The 14677-nt window shown below is 46.9% G+C and carries 28 protein-coding genes and 1 tRNA gene; all 29 read left to right on the top strand.

The window, feature by feature from the left end; translation table 11 throughout:
* Positions 1-185 precede the first annotated feature (185 nt).
* The 29 genes from AC4IE8_RS20480 to AC4IE8_RS20340 all read left to right on the top strand — a co-directional run bounded on the left by AC4IE8_RS20480 (position 186) and on the right by AC4IE8_RS20340 (position 14677).
* Entirely contained in the window at positions 186-368 is a 183-nt protein-coding gene (locus AC4IE8_RS20480) for a winged helix domain-containing protein (RefSeq protein ID WP_490791900.1), read from the top strand.
* A 5-nt stretch (positions 369-373) separates the two neighbouring features.
* Complete coding sequence (locus AC4IE8_RS20475) at positions 374-1261, top strand: phage replication protein O (RefSeq protein WP_490791899.1); 888 nt, start codon at positions 374-376, stop codon at positions 1259-1261.
* The gene (locus tag AC4IE8_RS20470) at positions 1200-2195 is read left to right on the top strand and encodes an ATP-binding protein (protein WP_490791898.1); all 996 of its coding nucleotides are present in this window, start codon (positions 1200-1202) and stop codon (positions 2193-2195) included. The genes AC4IE8_RS20475 and AC4IE8_RS20470 overlap by 62 nt, the downstream gene beginning before the upstream one ends.
* 14 nt (positions 2196-2209) lie before the next feature.
* Complete coding sequence (locus AC4IE8_RS20465; RefSeq protein ID WP_490791897.1) at positions 2210-2392, top strand: DUF7696 family protein; 183 nt, start codon at positions 2210-2212, stop codon at positions 2390-2392.
* Positions 2389-2757 (top strand): YfdP family phage-associated protein, encoded by a 369-nt coding sequence (locus AC4IE8_RS20460; protein WP_490791896.1) that lies wholly within the window; start codon positions 2389-2391, stop codon positions 2755-2757. Before AC4IE8_RS20465 ends, AC4IE8_RS20460 begins: the two co-directional genes overlap by 4 nt.
* Positions 2757-3575: a DUF2303 family protein gene (locus AC4IE8_RS20455; protein WP_490791895.1), complete on the top strand. Its 819-nt coding sequence runs from the start codon at positions 2757-2759 to the stop codon at positions 3573-3575. The genes AC4IE8_RS20460 and AC4IE8_RS20455 overlap by 1 nt, the downstream gene beginning before the upstream one ends.
* 534 nt (positions 3576-4109) lie before the next feature.
* Positions 4110-4457, top strand: coding sequence for a hypothetical protein (locus AC4IE8_RS20450; protein ID WP_490791894.1), 348 nt, complete (start codon positions 4110-4112; stop codon positions 4455-4457).
* 1 nt (position 4458) lies between these two features.
* A complete protein-coding gene (locus AC4IE8_RS20445) occupies positions 4459-5034 on the top strand; it encodes a hypothetical protein (protein ID WP_490791893.1) in 576 nt (191 codons plus the stop codon).
* A gap of 68 nt (positions 5035-5102) precedes the next feature.
* Positions 5103-5426, top strand: coding sequence for a hypothetical protein (locus AC4IE8_RS20440; protein WP_490791892.1), 324 nt, complete (start codon positions 5103-5105; stop codon positions 5424-5426).
* An 18-nt stretch (positions 5427-5444) separates the two neighbouring features.
* Complete coding sequence (locus AC4IE8_RS20435; protein WP_490791891.1) at positions 5445-5804, top strand: WDGH domain-containing protein; 360 nt, start codon at positions 5445-5447, stop codon at positions 5802-5804.
* Between the two features lie 5 nt (positions 5805-5809).
* Positions 5810-6292, top strand: a complete 483-nt coding sequence (ssb, locus tag AC4IE8_RS20430; protein WP_490791890.1) for a single-stranded DNA-binding protein — start codon at positions 5810-5812, stop codon at positions 6290-6292.
* 280 nt (positions 6293-6572) lie between these two features.
* Positions 6573-6755, top strand: coding sequence for a Lar family restriction alleviation protein (locus tag AC4IE8_RS20425; RefSeq protein WP_490791889.1), 183 nt, complete (start codon positions 6573-6575; stop codon positions 6753-6755).
* A 5-nt stretch (positions 6756-6760) separates the two neighbouring features.
* The gene (locus tag AC4IE8_RS20420; RefSeq protein ID WP_490791888.1) at positions 6761-6967 is read left to right on the top strand and encodes a hypothetical protein; all 207 of its coding nucleotides are present in this window, start codon (positions 6761-6763) and stop codon (positions 6965-6967) included.
* Between the two features lie 418 nt (positions 6968-7385).
* Complete coding sequence (locus AC4IE8_RS20415) at positions 7386-7799, top strand: NinB/YbcN family protein (protein WP_490791887.1); 414 nt, start codon at positions 7386-7388, stop codon at positions 7797-7799.
* Positions 7799-8086 (top strand): hypothetical protein, encoded by a 288-nt coding sequence (locus AC4IE8_RS20410; protein ID WP_490791886.1) that lies wholly within the window; start codon positions 7799-7801, stop codon positions 8084-8086. The genes AC4IE8_RS20415 and AC4IE8_RS20410 overlap by 1 nt, the downstream gene beginning before the upstream one ends.
* Entirely contained in the window at positions 8083-8397 is a 315-nt protein-coding gene (locus AC4IE8_RS20405) for a DUF1064 domain-containing protein (protein WP_490791885.1), read from the top strand. The genes AC4IE8_RS20410 and AC4IE8_RS20405 overlap by 4 nt, the downstream gene beginning before the upstream one ends.
* A 33-nt stretch (positions 8398-8430) precedes the next feature.
* Positions 8431-8778, top strand: a complete 348-nt coding sequence (locus AC4IE8_RS20400) for a hypothetical protein (RefSeq protein ID WP_490791884.1) — start codon at positions 8431-8433, stop codon at positions 8776-8778.
* Between the two features lie 15 nt (positions 8779-8793).
* Positions 8794-9036 (top strand): hypothetical protein, encoded by a 243-nt coding sequence (locus AC4IE8_RS20395; protein ID WP_490791883.1) that lies wholly within the window; start codon positions 8794-8796, stop codon positions 9034-9036.
* A 454-nt stretch (positions 9037-9490) separates the two neighbouring features.
* Positions 9491-9844 (top strand): hypothetical protein, encoded by a 354-nt coding sequence (locus AC4IE8_RS20390; RefSeq protein WP_490791882.1) that lies wholly within the window; start codon positions 9491-9493, stop codon positions 9842-9844.
* Positions 9841-10089, top strand: coding sequence for a hypothetical protein (locus AC4IE8_RS20385; RefSeq protein WP_490791881.1), 249 nt, complete (start codon positions 9841-9843; stop codon positions 10087-10089). Before AC4IE8_RS20390 ends, AC4IE8_RS20385 begins: the two co-directional genes overlap by 4 nt.
* 277 nt (positions 10090-10366) lie before the next feature.
* Positions 10367-10696 (top strand): hypothetical protein, encoded by a 330-nt coding sequence (locus AC4IE8_RS20380; protein ID WP_490791880.1) that lies wholly within the window; start codon positions 10367-10369, stop codon positions 10694-10696.
* Between the two features lie 179 nt (positions 10697-10875).
* Positions 10876-10962: transfer RNA gene (locus AC4IE8_RS20375), tRNA-Tyr, on the top strand.
* 355 nt (positions 10963-11317) lie between these two features.
* Complete coding sequence (locus tag AC4IE8_RS20370; protein ID WP_490791879.1) at positions 11318-11491, top strand: hypothetical protein; 174 nt, start codon at positions 11318-11320, stop codon at positions 11489-11491.
* The gene (locus AC4IE8_RS20365) at positions 11488-11955 is read left to right on the top strand and encodes a peptidoglycan DD-metalloendopeptidase family protein (protein WP_490791878.1); all 468 of its coding nucleotides are present in this window, start codon (positions 11488-11490) and stop codon (positions 11953-11955) included. The genes AC4IE8_RS20370 and AC4IE8_RS20365 overlap by 4 nt, the downstream gene beginning before the upstream one ends.
* Positions 11952-12599 (top strand): hypothetical protein, encoded by a 648-nt coding sequence (locus AC4IE8_RS20360; protein ID WP_490791877.1) that lies wholly within the window; start codon positions 11952-11954, stop codon positions 12597-12599. The genes AC4IE8_RS20365 and AC4IE8_RS20360 overlap by 4 nt, the downstream gene beginning before the upstream one ends.
* Positions 12589-12879, top strand: a complete 291-nt coding sequence (locus AC4IE8_RS20355; protein WP_490791876.1) for a hypothetical protein — start codon at positions 12589-12591, stop codon at positions 12877-12879. The genes AC4IE8_RS20360 and AC4IE8_RS20355 overlap by 11 nt, the downstream gene beginning before the upstream one ends.
* Entirely contained in the window at positions 12876-13439 is a 564-nt protein-coding gene (locus tag AC4IE8_RS20350) for a hypothetical protein (protein WP_490791875.1), read from the top strand. Before AC4IE8_RS20355 ends, AC4IE8_RS20350 begins: the two co-directional genes overlap by 4 nt.
* Positions 13439-13792: a hypothetical protein gene (locus AC4IE8_RS20345; RefSeq protein WP_490791874.1), complete on the top strand. Its 354-nt coding sequence runs from the start codon at positions 13439-13441 to the stop codon at positions 13790-13792. The genes AC4IE8_RS20350 and AC4IE8_RS20345 overlap by 1 nt, the downstream gene beginning before the upstream one ends.
* Positions 13793-13825: 33 nt before the next feature.
* Positions 13826-14677, top strand: coding sequence for a hypothetical protein (locus tag AC4IE8_RS20340; protein ID WP_490791873.1), 852 nt, complete (start codon positions 13826-13828; stop codon positions 14675-14677).

The raw sequence follows: 14677 nt of genomic DNA, 5'->3' as shown, positions 1-14677 counted from the left end.
CGTTAGTTGCCGCTTGCGCAGAGCAATACGGAATAACGCTAGATGAAGCAGTCGAGAAGCTTGCCAGTGATGCTTTGGCGAAGCGTGTCAGGAAAAGAACTGGTAAACGTCCAAGTTCCAGCGTACTTAGATTCAGAAAGTAATGCACAGATGATTGTATCAGTCACGCAGAATAGGTTGTCACTATGAGCGAAAAAATCCGCGTACTCAAGAAGCTGAAGCGTAGACCAAAGGCTGGGATTACTGCGCTCGATTTCCCGACGGGTTACAGACTCGCATCACGAATAGGGGAGCTTAGAAAAATGGGGATTGATATCGAAACCATGCAGTCCGGCAAGACAAAGCTGGCCCGGTATCGGTTGGTGTAAACCACATGAGAAAGTATGGGCAACTAGATCATTCGTTCTGGACCAGCGACACAATTCTTAGTTTGAGTGACGGAGGAAGGGTTCTTGCTGCTTATCTAATCGCTGGGCCACATACCAACATGATCGGCTGTTTCAGGCTTCCAGTTGCTTACATAGTGGAAGACTTAAGAAAGGGTTTCGAAACAGTTAACGAACAGTTACAGGAACTGTTTAACAAGGGTGTTTGTAGGTATGACAACAAGACAAAGTATGTCTATCTCCCGAATTTCTTAAAGTACAACAAGCTTGAGAATCCAAACCAGATCATAGGCGCTGCAAAGGAAGCTGGAAAACTCCCTGATAATGTAGAGTTTAAGGGCAAGGTGGTCGAAAAAGTAGAGCAAGAAAAAACCAGGTTTCCTAGTAAATTCCCCAAAAAAACAGAAACCCTTTCGGAAGGGTTATCGAAGGGTTCCGAAACAAGAACAGAAACAGAAACAGAAACAGAAACAGAAACAGAAACAGAAACAGAAACCTTAGTGGCGAAACGGAAGAAGAATCAACAGTCCCCTGAAAACACCGGATTAGCATCATGGATGTGGAAACATATCGATGGTATGGCGCCGGGGCAAAAGAAACCGAACCTGGAGAATTGGGCTGAAGATCTCAGGAAGATGAAAGAGATTGACCATCGATCGCCTGAAGACATCAAGGCGGTTTTCCTGTGGGCGCATAACGATGACTTCTGGAAAACGAATATCAGATCACCAGCAAAGTTGCGAGCTAAGTTCGACGACTTGAACGCTAAGAGAATTAACACCAATCACAAACAGGCACCGAAGGGAAAAGCAAATGAAGACTTCAGCGGAAAAACATACACCGGAACCCCAGCAGAAGAAATCTCATGGTTGTGATGATGGTCTTGATGATCGGCTGAAGCGAGTCATGGAGAGAACGAAAGTCGTTCGCACAGAAAAGCAAGAGGCAATTGCGCCAGAGATCGACGAGGTTGAGGCGGTATGCGAACAGCATGGTAAGTATACCGCTAAGCGCGTGCTGATTATTGGCAACAAGTACAGGACAACTCAATGCCCAGAATGCGAAAAGGAAGCGGCAGCATTGCGCGAAAGAGAAGAGAAGGCGAGAAGGGCTGCAGAGAGAAAGCGCAGGATTGAGGGGAAAATTAAGCAGTCGCTCATCCCGGAAAGATACAAAGGCCGGAGCCTTGAGAATTACAGGGCTGGAAATGGTGGCCAAGAGTTGGCGCTTGCCGTGGCCAGGAAATATGCGACTGACTTCAAGGAGAGGTTAGCTCAGGGGGGTGGATTGGTTTTCTGCGGACTTCCAGGAACAGGTAAGACTCATCTCGCTACTGCAATAGCAAACCACGTGTTACGAGATGGATATACAGCTCTGTTCATGACGGTGCTGAGAGCGGTAAGGACGGTTAAGGAGACATACCGCAGAGATTCAGATAGGACTGAACTAGAGGCGATTAATGAGCTGTCAGATCCAGACCTGTTGATCCTTGATGAGGTGGGCGTTCAGTTTGGGACTGAGGCCGAGAAGATGATCTTGTTTGAAATCATTAACACCCGATACGAATCAATGAAGCCGACAATTATTGTCTCAAATCTTAGCGAGACCGAATTATCTGAATATATCGGCGTAAGGGTTGTTGATCGGTTGCGTGAAGGTGGCGGAGCGGTGGTTGCTTTTACCTGGGATAGCTATCGCGGAAAGGTTGTGACTGATGAAGATCTGCCAGCAAGAGAGATTAAGCCATCAGAGAGCCGAGTGGGAATGCCTGAGAGCGTTGATGAAGTTATTAAGAGGCAGAATCTTTAACCCAGAAATGCACTATGGCGATAGAAGCCGAACAACACCGCCTCGAATGCGAAGCAAGGTATTGGGTTAAGTACGCAAGCGAACAAGGAAGAGATGAATGGCGGAAGGCAAAAGAGCGAATGAGAAAGCGTCGAGGCGCTAAGAACGTACAAAAGCTGGTGGACTTGATGAATCAGCAAAGAGGAATTAACAAATGACGAAATTAACAGACATACCACAGTTTATTAGTGATCTCGATGCGGGAATCATCGAGGAGCAGTTTTCAAGAGTGATCAGCGATGCAGCGGCAGCCGTTATCAATATCAGCGAACATCGACCGAAGGTAAGTGCAAAAGTGTCGCTTGATCTAACATTCAATCGGAATGGTAACGGCGCAAACCAAGTTCTGGTTGCTGCAAAGCTTAATTACAAAATACCAAAGATGCACGGATCTGTGTCTGAGGATCGGACTAAAGTGATTCCGATGTACGTTAATGAGGGAGGCCGGGTAACGCTTTTCCCTGATAACCAGAACGACATGTTTCCGCTTGCCGGAAAAAACAATGTGGAGAATGAAAGCTAATGGATCAATCAGCAATTAAAGAAATCAACGCTCAGAGTGTCCTAAAAGAACTGAATACAACACTGTACGGAGGAGATCGAGTGTTAGCGGTTCCTGACGGAACTAATTTCAAGGACATGTACGACTTCAGTGAGATAAGACGCTGGCGCAGTGGTAAGTTTATTACAGCAAGCTGCAGTGCTTTCTGTAAGTACGTCGCAAACAAGGATTTTAATAATAATACACACGTGTTCATATCGATGGATTCAATGAATGCTCAGGCGATATTCAATATCGAAGATTCGGATGGAAACCCCCTGCGCGGGGATGATGTGGCAAAACTTTGTATGAAGATGACACCGCAGGCGAATGCTCTTAACGAACTATCAAGTACCACATGGGCGCGAGAAGATTTAGCGGCCTGGATGGAGGAGTGGGGTAGCTTCTTCAGTTTTTATGATGGTGAAGGGAATTATATTACCACTTCAAAAGCAATTTATTCTATCCGCAAAATGACCGTTGAGCAGATCCATAAAGTCGAATCTCATGTCGGAGACATGAAACACAGTAAATCATCACTGGATGAGATCGAAGCAAGGGGGGCTGAAGTGACTGTTCACGGATTCAGGGCGATGGAATTTTGCTATTACGATGAACTCCCTAGGAAGGAAATCGATGTAAAGTTCGACATGATTACTCGCAGCGATAACGTAATGCTTAAGCCACGAGTGGTTGGTGTTGAACGCAATAAGATCGCGTTACGTGAGGAACTGGCAAGCTTGCTCATTGAGGAAATCGAAGGTCTAGAACACGTCTATCTGGGATCGTTCAGCAGATAACGAGCGGATGAACGAACAGAAGAAGGTTTTGAGAGGTTAGTTATGTCTATGTACGAAACAACGTCAGCAGTAATCCTAGGGATGCTTGTCTATGACGGCATTAAGTGGATGATCATGGTAGGCGTACCGAAAGCATTGGAGAAGGCGGTTAGATGGCAATCTTCGGCCATTAATCATCTACGGGAACGTAAGTAACTAAATACCACCAAGAGAAGGGGTTATTTATAGTGAATTTCAAATCTGAAAACGGGCCTAGTCGGACAACCCTAAACCTGGAAGAGAATGAAACTGTAAAGCAGTACGGCCCCATAAATGATAGACCGACTGGCTTACCAGGAAAAAAGAATCCTGGTGCATGTTTGGACATTTGAGCATAGGCAAGAACTGCTTGGTTTTGCACACAAATGTCAAGCGACTGATGGTTGGTGAGCAGGGCCATCAGTTGCGAGCTTGAATTCAGCGCTGGTTGTCAAAGCAGCGACAGGGGAGGCGGGATGTCTCCCCGACCTAACATAGATAGATTCGGAGAAAGATATGAGTACATACAGACAAGAAGCTGGACATGTAGCAACTGAGGCGAGGTGGACGTTTTTTCGATTCTTGCCTCTGATAGCAGGAGTTTTGATTGTTCTTTTTTTTCTTGGCTTTGGACTGCGAAGTCTTGGCTTGATCGGCGGAACGGTAGTTGAAAGAAAGGTGTTTGAAAACTCATACCAGAGAAGTGAGTCAATCAAATCACGCATCGCCACCGATGAGGCCGCTCTAGCCGAGATAGGCCGGCAACTTTCAAATCCTAATCTTGATGAGAATACACGTTTTAATCTTGAAGCTCAGGCGGCGGCAGCCAGGGTACGCATTCAAACAGCACGGAGTCAACAGTAACATGAAATACATAATCCTAATTTTTACTATCGCTTTATCTACGATCATGATCGGGTGTCAGTCAGCAGAGACTACAGAATCCCGTGATGCACAAAGAGTTCAAGCTCAGCAGTCACAATACGAAAAAGGACAGCCAATTCCTGCCTTTGACTGGTCTCTCGAACGACACCTTGTGATTGAGCTTTACAAAGTTCGCAATCAAAAAGCTGCTACTCACTCTGTATGGCGATCGGATCGGGGTATGGTTGAAGGCGATTGCCCATCATACGGATACGGAATTCCATACGACACGAGCTTAACTAACCCTCTTGTTGCTACAGATATCGACCTACAAGGCGATGAGCATAATTATAATGGCGGTGGTGCCTTGGCATCGATTGAACAGGCTGAACCAAACGGTGTATTTGCAAGTAAAAACACTGCTGCTACCTGGGTAATGTGTCTTGGTGCTGCTGGGACGATTGAGCCAGTATATGTGGAAACCAAAGTAACTGTCTATCCAGGGCCAGTGAAAGTGGACTATGAACAAAACCGGGTAACCAGGAGTGGTGCGGCAACTGTGTTGATCCGCAAATAAATATCGTTTGGTTGGCAAGCGACAGAGGGAAGGGAAGCCCTCAACCTAACACAGAGAGGATAGCAGCAATGGAAGAGATGATTAAAGAACGCTTATCGGATAGGGAAATTAATTATGTGCAGGTTTTTATAGGCACCGAAAGAGGGTGCAATCCTGAAGAAGGTGAATATAGCCTAACAATGGGTGGATTTATTGGGGCGTTAAATCTTGATGCACCAGGAGGTGTTGACGACATAAGCCTCGTAATCGATGCAATAAAGAACCATGTTGATTTTTCTAATTTACCAGAGGAGGGAAGCACTGAGGTTATTTTAAAAGAAAGCGGAGAATGGGAGGACGTATTTTGGCATAAATATTATGAGATAGATCGCCTCACAAAATACTCGGCCTAACACAGAGAGGTAGAGAGAATGGGTGAACTGAAAATTGAGTGTGATACGAACGAAGTATCAGATGGATACCATACATTTGGTGAGTTATACGACCATAGGTGTCTTTTGTTTGTCGTTTTAATGCGTAGTAATCCTGAGTTGTCGTGGCGTGCTAATAATCACCATGATGGAACGATGCTTGAAAACTGGTTTGTAGCAGGAATGCATTTACCAACAGGGGACATCACTTACCATTTGCCAGTTGATATGTGGAATCTACTAGATGGCGTGAACATCGCAACGATGAATAGAGGCCCAGAATGGGACGGTCATACAGCAAACGATGTTTTGCAGCGGCTTAAAGATTGGTGTGATACCAAAGATACATCTGAGAGGTAGAGAGAATGGCAAGAGGCATCAACAAAGTAATCCTGATCGGCAATGTCGGCAAAGACCCAGAGACTCGCTACATGCCGAGTGGTGGTGCGGTCACCAACGTCACCCTGGCCACCTCCGAGAGCTGGAAGGACAAGAACAGCGGCGAGCAGCAGGAGCGAACAGAATGGCACAGAATCGTATTCTTCAATCGTCTTGGTGAGATTGCCGGTGAGTACCTGAAAAAAGGTTCCAAGGTCTATGTTGAAGGGAGTCTACGCACTCGTAAGTGGCAGGGACAGGATGGCCAGGACAGATACACAACTGAAATCGTTGCCAACGAAATGCAAATGCTTGACGGCAGAGGCGGGGCTGCTGGAACCACTGGAGATTCCGGTGGTCGTCAAGGGGCTGATAGCGGCCAGCCCTCCCCGCAAGCCGCTCCACATGGTGGAGATGATTTTCAGGATGACATTCCATTTACTCAGATCCGGCACGGGTATCTAGTGTGAAAAGAAAATACACAGAAGAGCAGTACGCAGAGATGGCTGCAGATGTTAAGGCAATGCCAAGTATTCAGGCAGCTGCAAATAAATGGGGTTGCAACAAATCAACCATCGAGAGAGCGATCCGGCGAACCAACGCAAAGGACATGCTCAATAACTACGCGCCTCCAGGTGCTCAGTATGTCTATCAAGGCGGTTACTACAAAGTAGGTCTCAGGGGCATGGTGTTTATGCACAATGGCTCAGAGTGGGTCAGGTCGACGTTAAGCAGATCGGAGTTGAGAGCATGAATGATGAGAATGAATTGTTATCGTGCCCGTTCTGCGGTGGAGATGGTTATTCAGTTAATGAGTGTGATAGTGAATATGAGTATTGGGGCATTGTGTGCGAAGACTGTCACGCCAGATCACATGATGAATACGATAATGAACGACAGGCCCGTGAAGCCTGGAATATGAGAGCGAGTTAGGCGAGATGTCAGACGAGTCACTCACTGTGGATATGTTGAAAGAAGCTCAGGAATTAATTAAAGCCCTTGCGCCAAAAGAGGCACCAGCTAACGCCTTTATGGTGATGGGCGTAACTGGTTTGCGCATTATTAAAAACGAAATGCTAACAGAAGACACAGTAATGGTGAGTAAGAAACTGTTCGATATGATTTATGAATCGAGCACAAAATAACAGTTATTAGCGAGATCCAGGCAAATAGAGAGGAGCTGAGATTATGAAAGAAGTTATGAGAAAAGTTGTTTGTGCTAATTGTGGCTGGCGCGGAATCAGAAAGACAGGGAAGTTAGTGTTTTGCCCTGATTGCGGCAATTGCGCCACGTTTGAAATATACCGAGGCGAGTAATGCTTAGAACACTAAGACGCGAAATGATATTGGAACAGAGAGACACATGTTCCGGTCACATCTGGCGTTATGAAATAGACGCAGTAGATATGACTGTGACGATTTTCAAAAACGATACTGAAGTACTCCGGTCGCAGGGCCTTGAGTTACCGGTCGCTGATGCTTGGCTGGCAGAGATGAGAGAAGGCTTATAGAGGAGCGAGAGTGTAAATGGCTGAAGTCTACTTCCAAAAGCTTGGTAACTAAATGAAGCACAAGATCATCTTAGACAAGGAAGGGATAGCGCGTGTTAAGGACTGGCTATCTAAATTGCCGCCAGAGGGTAAGTGGCTGCTAGAGGTACGTCCAAACAAATTAACCAGGACTCTGGCTCAAAACTCAATTTCATGGAAGTGGTACAGGGAGATAGCTGATTTTCTAACTGAGAACACAGATCAAACTATATCGGACACGGAGGTACATGACTGGTTAGTGGATGAGTTCTTACCGAAAAAAGTGGTTGAGATCGATGGCAAACCAAAGGTCAGGCAGATAGGAACCAGTGATTTAAAGGTCGATGAGATGAGTAAGTATCTGGACAAAGTAGATAGGTGGGCGATTGAAAGGCAGATCATGTTAGCTCATCCAGATGAATATCATGTAGCTATGGGGAGTAAGTAGTGGCAAAAAAAACAGCAACTAAGTCAGAAAAAGCCTACATGGACAGAGTAGCGCAATTGCCATGTGCTTTAACCGGTGAAAGTCCAGTAGAACTGCATCATATCCGCGAAGGTCAGGGCATGAGTGAGAGAGCTAGTAATTATCTTGTGATTCCCTTGTCGCCTGAAGCTCATCGAGGGCCGTTAGGTGTTCATGGAGATAAGACGCTACTCAGAATTCATAAGGTGACTGAGCTAGATCTATTGGCTGACACCATCAATAAGGTGTTCTCAGGATGTTCCGCATGAAACACAACTTCAAACGGCATAAATACAATGCAAAGCCCACTGTGGTTGATGGCATCCGTTTCGATTCAAAGCGAGAGGCCAACTATTACTCAGCACTAAAACTCAGGGTTAAGGCAGGAGAGGTGCTGTTCTTCTTGCGCCAGGTTCCTATTCATCTGCCAGGCGGAACCAAGTTGGTGATCGATTTCCAAGAGTTTCACGCCGATGGGACGGTTCATTTCGTGGACGCAAAGGGCCGGGAGACAGATGGATTCAAGATCAAGCGCAGGGAAGTAGAGCATCAATATCCTTTTATCTTGGAGTTAGTTTGACATGGGCAGAATAGAATTTGTGGGGTGGACGTGATGAAAATAAAAGCACAGAACAGACGCGAATCGTCCTTCCTTGATGCGAGTGTTATGCGCAGTCTAGTAAGTATGTTGCCTAAACACGACGATTTGTTGTGGAAAGAAACTCCAGACGATTTGAAGTGTGATATTTCTTTTGCAAAAGAGAATTTGCTCCCCTATGTAGCCGAGTTTGCCAGATTGCAAGAAATAGACAAAACAACAAATGTTGTTACTGCCGAATGGTCAAAACGATGTCAGGAATTAGAGGATGAAAACGACCGCTTAAGGGGGGAACTAATTATAATTGCGGATGACGAAACAGATTATCCGAGACAGGTGGCCGAAAATGCCATTTCCACATAAGGAGGGAAAAAGCCAATGGATAACGTAATCCCACTAAACACAGCAGTAAAAGCCAAAGATCCTGTGTGGGCTGCAGCAGACGATCTGAAAGACAAGGCTATAGAACTGACAGGATACTATGAGGATGCCGCTGTTGCCCTGGTAATGGCCGCATCAGACGCGGCTCTCGAAACAGAAGACCATCAGAACATAGCCCAGATGGCTCAGTGGCTTAGAAATGTGGCGGATAGGCTGGATCAGGAGGTATCATGCGAATAAGTAGAAATCCGTTTACGTCTGACACTGTTTATCTGTCGTGGTCAGATGTATTTTCAATTCTCTGCGGTGAGGTAATTGAAGCAAGCGGAATTAGAATCAAGTTACTTTATCGACGTTATGACAAGGCCGAATAGGTGGCATTCCCCAAGCACTGGTATGGAGATCCCTCTTTAGTCGTAGATTCTCCTGTATGGGATCTGAGAGAGCTGGCAGAGATACGAGACAAGGAGGGGTGTAAGCGGTGTAAGCACAATGACCAGGCCTGGGATTCAGATTATTGCAAAATCGGGCAGATCCCGGCACCACGGTACTGCAAGAAATGGAGAATTAAAGAGTGAATCCAATTCGTGTCTTTGCAGCAATGACAGCTCACCCGGTAAATCCTCGTAATGTCGGGAGGTCAACGTCATCCCCTGACCTAGATCAGCCAACTGCTGCAGGCATGTGTAGAGGTATGCCTAATCTCCAATTTAAGGCCGCAATGTATAAGTGGGCAGGAGATCAGTCACAGCATGACTTTCTGATGTATCGTTTATGGATAGCATCTGCCGATATCGCGGCTGATAATGGCTGGAGGATTCCCAAGGGCCAGGAGTATTTGCGCAAGATGTCCGAGATAGCCCTGCTTGAGGTTCGAGACCCAGGGAAGTGGAGGGAGGACAAGGCCAAAGCCAAATACATGGGAATGGATAAATCGACATTTTACAAGACTTGGCGCAAGCGATACGAGTCAATCTATCAGGTTCTGGACGGATGGGCCCAGGAGGGGTATCGGTACGTTCAGAGGAAAAATACGGAGTTACCATGAGCCATAAGACTTATTTCAAAAAAATCGGCGGACCCGATGACTTCGAAACAAATGCGCCCTGTCCATGGTGCGGCAGCAGAAAAGTAATCTTCGCAACCTACCTGAACGACGCTTGGATTCAGTGTGACAATAATGACTGTGAGTCACAAGGGCCAAGTGTAACTTATAGTGGGCATGCAGAGGAATCGGCAAGATTGCAGGCAATGAAGAAGTGGGCAAAAACTGACGACATTGAGGTGACATGATGAGCGCAGTTAAGTATCTAAAGAAAAAGGAATGGAGCATGGGGAATGGTCAGTGCCCTGAGTGCTGCGGCGTGCCAGAATCATGGCATGGCCACCCTTGCCACATGGAGGCGAGCTCAATAGGGCATGAAAAGAACTGCAGTCTAGCGCAAGCCCTTCGAGATTTAGGTGAATCGCCGTTGATGATGGGAGATTTCAAAGGACCAGATCTTCAGGGTGAACTTGAAAAGGTCGAAGGCTCTGCGGCGCTTCGGTGGAAAACAAGTGAGGTGGCGACTTGAATTTACGCAAGAGACATATTGTATTCGACCGGCAGTTAGCTAAAGAACTCCGGAATGGTAAGATAAAAAATTGGTGGTTATCGTTCTGTGATCCAGACAGGCCAAAAGGCAGTCAGTTTCTTGGCGTAATCATCACTCAAGCCTGTGGGGCTGCCCATGCAATTCAAAAAACTCATGATCTCGGTATCAATCCTGGTGGAGAAGTTTTTCTGGTAGAGACCGATGAGACTAATCTAGAATATTTTGATAGGTTCCTGACTCAGGAAGAACTTGGTGCGATCGGGTTTGATTTAGTGAGTCCGTTTGATGAGTATGTGGCCATATAAACTAAAAATTTGACTTTTTCCGCTGAGAGACTACCATATTTGTAGTTTCGCAGAAGTCCCCCCAAGCCGCCGAGAGGCGGTTTTTTTGTGCCTGAACAATAAGGCAGTCCCAGATCCTTCGGGTGCTGGTATACAGACTCCTAGCTCAGTGGGAGTTTGCCGAATAGACTGAGCAAACAGGAGTGGACGCTCATGAGGTAGAGCACCCGGCTGTAACCCGGCGGTCGGCTAGTTCCGTGTTGGTTCGAATCCAGCCCGCTCCACCAATCATCTGATCTACCAAGCGTAGAAACAGTTGCGCTGTCCTGGTAACGGGGCAGCAGCCTAAAACCTACCCCTTGCCGTATAGGCTCGGGGCGAGTGAGTCCAGGTGATTCACTCAACTATCACAACCCACTACGGTTAGCCCTGGTGGGTTTTTAATTGCCTGGAACAAAATGAGACCCTGGGTAAGATCAAGAATCATCAATGGTGTCCAGTTCTGGCGCCAAGCAACAGCGAAAGAAGTCACGAAAGCCGAAAAGGCAAGATTACCGGCACATCTCAAGTGCTGGTGTGACAACAATCGAAGCAAATCAATTTACTAATTTTTACTAATCAGCACCTCGCTGAGAAAGAATCATGCCAACTATTGATCAGAAAGCCTTTGATGCGCTGGTTCTGAGAGTTGCTGTGCTTGAAAAACGGTTGGAAGACATGGCAATTGCTAAACAACCCAGGCTACCGACGATTATCTACCCAGATCCAAAGACCAAGTTTGTAGCCAAGTTGGCTGAGGAGTTCGGAATCAAATGAAGCTGCCTGTTGTTCGTACATCTGTGCGAGGTCAAGACAATTGGGGAAGTGGTGAATTCGGTGCACCGCGTGGCTCTCGAAAGCATAAAGGGATTGATATTGTCGCTTATCCTGGTTTTGAGGTGCTAAGCGTATGCCATGGCGAGGTAACAAAGATCGGTTACCCATATTCTCAGGATGATCTGAGCGCAGATTACAGTAATGAGGATGAGCGCAGGAAGTTTTATCTCAAAAAGGCGATGCGCTACGTCGAAGTAATGACAACTGGCAGGGTGAAGGTGCGTTACTTTTACGTGACGCCAGCCGTAATGGTTGGAGATCGCATACATCCTGGGCGCTCGCTCGGAATTGTCCAGGATATCGCGGCAATCTATCCGGGAATCACTCCCCATTTTCACTTTGAGGTACTTGACCGCTCTGGTCAGGTAGTTAACCCGTATCACTTCCTGGAGGATCAGATATGAATATCTTCCAACATCGACTATTCCACACAGCGATTCTTGCTGTTTTCCTTGTCCTGTTCACTGTTGCGGCGTTTGCGGATGATGAATGCTACTCAGTCGAGCTTCTGTATTTCACTTCGGACCACACGACAGAAGGCCGGGTAGATACCCACTTTGACCAGAAGCTCTTTGAATTGGGCAGATCAACCAGTGAGAAGCTATTCGGCGAACAGCGCATGAAGCGCTATGGAGCTATGGCATCACGCTGCTTTTGGGATGGGAATTCTGTTTTTACTTATGGCGCATACATTGATCCAGCAGGCCAGATAATCGGTCATTCGGAACTCGGAGATCTTCATGTTCGTCAAGACAGCATTGGTGTGTTTGCTTTGGGTGGATATCGAGTTGGCCGCTTTACTGGGTATGCCGGGGGATTTGCCGAGCATCGAAAGACAAAGGTGCATTCCTGGTTACCAGTCAGTCCTACTCAAATCGAAGAACACCACGATACCTACAGTGATTTCTCCACAGGGCTCATGGCCAAGGTTACGGTTGATCTGATCTCTGATGTGTCGGCGTCCTGTAATGTGATGTTCGATGTTGGCGATATGGACACGATAGGCACCAGCCGTGTTTATGGCTGCGGGGTGAGGTATGAGTTTTAAGCACCTCATCTTCATCTGGCTTCTGCTGCCCAGCTTTCCGCTGAATGCTGGTTGGTTCTTCGATGCCGGTATTGGTTACAACCTCAAATCTGACGACGATTTCGAGGGAGGCAAAGAGATTGCTGTCCTTGGTATTGGTTATGAGTTTGATGATTACGAGGTTGGCTACGGCCATTTATCTCACTATCTGCGCGGCTGGCCTGGCGAGCGTTACTTTGGTTGGTCTGGTGATGAGGAGCAGATCGATATGCTGTACTTCAAGCGGAGGTTTCGCTGGTGAACTTCTTTGATGATTTACTTGATGTGGCAAAGGATATTGCACCAACGGTGGCAGGTATGGCCACCACAATTGCAACAGGCGGCAATCCTGCTGCAGGCGCAATGGTCTCATCCATCTTTGAGCGGATCTTGGGTAAGAGGCCTGAGTCACCGCAAGAATTCGAGGATATGGCTGCTGAGATCCTGGGGAACCCTGAGTCTATTCAGCAGTTTCGCATTGAGATGCGTCAGGCAGAACTTGAAGAGCTCCGAATTAGGACGCTTGATACTCAGGATGCCAGGAAAACGCTTGGTATATCAATCGGAGCGGTCTTGATATCAGTCATTGTTGTACTCAGCTATGCCATAGCAATCATTTACGTGATGACAGAAGAGATCCCGGTAGGCAGTCAAAACCTAACCTATCTACTGCTTGGAAATTTAGGTACTGGTTTCGGAATGGTGCTGACCTTCTGGCTTGGGTCAAGTGCCGGCAGTAAAGAAAAGACACAGGTTCTTGCTCAATATGCAGACGCTGCAAAAGCAGATCAAGAAGCTCGACGAAAGGCAGGTGGTAACTAATGCCAGAGAACAGTAGATGGTCTGACGCGGAGCTCCAGAAGTTCAGAGATGAGTTTGAGCAGCACAGAACTGAATTCGATCAGCATAGAGCAGATGAGCAGGAAAAGTGGGACGAGATATTAACTGTCGTTAAGGACAACGCAGAGTTGAGTAAAAAGAACGCCGAAGGCATTGAGGAGATGCGCAAGGAAACAAGGGGCCTGATAGACGGATGGAACACCTATGTTAGCGGTAAAAAAATAGCGATGTCACTGGGTAAGATTGCAAAGTGGCTGGCTCAGATGGCGATCTTTGTATCAATCTATGCGTGGCTGACTGGTCACTTCCCGAAACTAGGCGGGGGCGGCAACTGATGGGAAACCTAATTTGTACTCCCGGATATGACGGTGCGATCACTATCAAGTGATCCGCTCGGGCAACGGTCTCCTCCAGTTGGGGCTGGACAGCTTTTCTCTTGGGATTGCGAGGAGCACCCTCTCGGCGATATCTACAACGGCTCAAGTGCAAATCATCCGTTTGATCAGATTAACTGGTATAACAACGGCACTGCTCAGGTTGTTGACACCGTAGCTAATGGCGCTCCTCATTCTGGGTCTCGATGTATCCAGATCAATTACACGCAGGATGAATCTGAGGTCAATCTCCAGGTTAACGACATCCGCACAAGAGTAGGCGGCACTACCAATTCTCTGTTCACCCGTAAATACGAACGATTCGGGCCTGAGTGGATCGGCAACTGGCCAAGAGGATTAAAGACGGGTCGCTACTTTACAGGATATGGTATCCCCCAGAATGGCTACGCGTACCATAGTGAAAAAATGGTTTGGAACGATGGCTATGCATCAAACGAATCATATGGTCGAGGGATGAACTCAGCCTTGGGTGATCTTGATCTGATAGCTTGGTACGGCGCGGTGGATTTGTTTGGAAACGGGTTGCCATATTTGAGAGCCGATCACTGGTACAAGATCGAAACCTGGATGGTGCTGGATTCGGCTGTTGATGCCAATGACGGCATATTACAGATCTGGATTGATGACGTACTTGTGTACAACAACACCTCTGTTCCTTGGAGACAGTCTACACGCGGCTGCTCTCTTGTCTGTCTAACTCTTGGTGAAGACTGGACGAATATGTGGTTTGGAGGCAACTACACAAATTCCGGTACGTTCCCGACTGGAACCACTCTTCGTCGATGGATCGATGATCTTTACATGTCAACAACGTTGGATAGATAG

It is taken from the genome of Candidatus Thiodiazotropha sp. AKAK2, assembly GCF_058244685.1.
This window is presented reverse-complemented; position numbering and strand designations above follow the sequence as displayed.

Excerpts from the sequence above, each read along its gene's own strand:
- AC4IE8_RS20480 (WP_490791900.1), top strand. The coding sequence starts at position 186 with ATGAGCGAAAAAATCCGCGTACTCAAGAAGCTGAAGCGTAGACCAAAG.
- AC4IE8_RS20475 (WP_490791899.1), top strand. The coding sequence starts at position 374 with ATGAGAAAGTATGGGCAACTAGATCATTCGTTCTGGACCAGCGACACA.
- AC4IE8_RS20470 (WP_490791898.1), top strand. The coding sequence starts at position 1,200 with ATGAAGACTTCAGCGGAAAAACATACACCGGAACCCCAGCAGAAGAAA.
- AC4IE8_RS20465 (WP_490791897.1), top strand. The coding sequence starts at position 2,210 with ATGGCGATAGAAGCCGAACAACACCGCCTCGAATGCGAAGCAAGGTAT.
- AC4IE8_RS20460 (WP_490791896.1), top strand. The coding sequence starts at position 2,389 with ATGACGAAATTAACAGACATACCACAGTTTATTAGTGATCTCGATGCG.
- AC4IE8_RS20455 (WP_490791895.1), top strand. The coding sequence starts at position 2,757 with ATGGATCAATCAGCAATTAAAGAAATCAACGCTCAGAGTGTCCTAAAA.
- AC4IE8_RS20450 (WP_490791894.1), top strand. The coding sequence starts at position 4,110 with ATGAGTACATACAGACAAGAAGCTGGACATGTAGCAACTGAGGCGAGG.
- AC4IE8_RS20445 (WP_490791893.1), top strand. The coding sequence starts at position 4,459 with ATGAAATACATAATCCTAATTTTTACTATCGCTTTATCTACGATCATG.
- AC4IE8_RS20440 (WP_490791892.1), top strand. The coding sequence starts at position 5,103 with ATGGAAGAGATGATTAAAGAACGCTTATCGGATAGGGAAATTAATTAT.
- AC4IE8_RS20435 (WP_490791891.1), top strand. The coding sequence starts at position 5,445 with ATGGGTGAACTGAAAATTGAGTGTGATACGAACGAAGTATCAGATGGA.
- ssb (WP_490791890.1), top strand. The coding sequence starts at position 5,810 with ATGGCAAGAGGCATCAACAAAGTAATCCTGATCGGCAATGTCGGCAAA.
- AC4IE8_RS20425 (WP_490791889.1), top strand. The coding sequence starts at position 6,573 with ATGAATGATGAGAATGAATTGTTATCGTGCCCGTTCTGCGGTGGAGAT.
- AC4IE8_RS20420 (WP_490791888.1), top strand. The coding sequence starts at position 6,761 with ATGTCAGACGAGTCACTCACTGTGGATATGTTGAAAGAAGCTCAGGAA.
- AC4IE8_RS20415 (WP_490791887.1), top strand. The coding sequence starts at position 7,386 with ATGAAGCACAAGATCATCTTAGACAAGGAAGGGATAGCGCGTGTTAAG.
- AC4IE8_RS20405 (WP_490791885.1), top strand. The coding sequence starts at position 8,083 with ATGAAACACAACTTCAAACGGCATAAATACAATGCAAAGCCCACTGTG.
- AC4IE8_RS20400 (WP_490791884.1), top strand. The coding sequence starts at position 8,431 with ATGAAAATAAAAGCACAGAACAGACGCGAATCGTCCTTCCTTGATGCG.
- AC4IE8_RS20395 (WP_490791883.1), top strand. The coding sequence starts at position 8,794 with ATGGATAACGTAATCCCACTAAACACAGCAGTAAAAGCCAAAGATCCT.
- AC4IE8_RS20390 (WP_490791882.1), top strand. The coding sequence starts at position 9,491 with ATGCCTAATCTCCAATTTAAGGCCGCAATGTATAAGTGGGCAGGAGAT.
- AC4IE8_RS20385 (WP_490791881.1), top strand. The coding sequence starts at position 9,841 with ATGAGCCATAAGACTTATTTCAAAAAAATCGGCGGACCCGATGACTTC.
- AC4IE8_RS20370 (WP_490791879.1), top strand. The coding sequence starts at position 11,318 with ATGCCAACTATTGATCAGAAAGCCTTTGATGCGCTGGTTCTGAGAGTT.
- AC4IE8_RS20365 (WP_490791878.1), top strand. The coding sequence starts at position 11,488 with ATGAAGCTGCCTGTTGTTCGTACATCTGTGCGAGGTCAAGACAATTGG.
- AC4IE8_RS20360 (WP_490791877.1), top strand. The coding sequence starts at position 11,952 with ATGAATATCTTCCAACATCGACTATTCCACACAGCGATTCTTGCTGTT.
- AC4IE8_RS20355 (WP_490791876.1), top strand. The coding sequence starts at position 12,589 with ATGAGTTTTAAGCACCTCATCTTCATCTGGCTTCTGCTGCCCAGCTTT.
- AC4IE8_RS20345 (WP_490791874.1), top strand. The coding sequence starts at position 13,439 with ATGCCAGAGAACAGTAGATGGTCTGACGCGGAGCTCCAGAAGTTCAGA.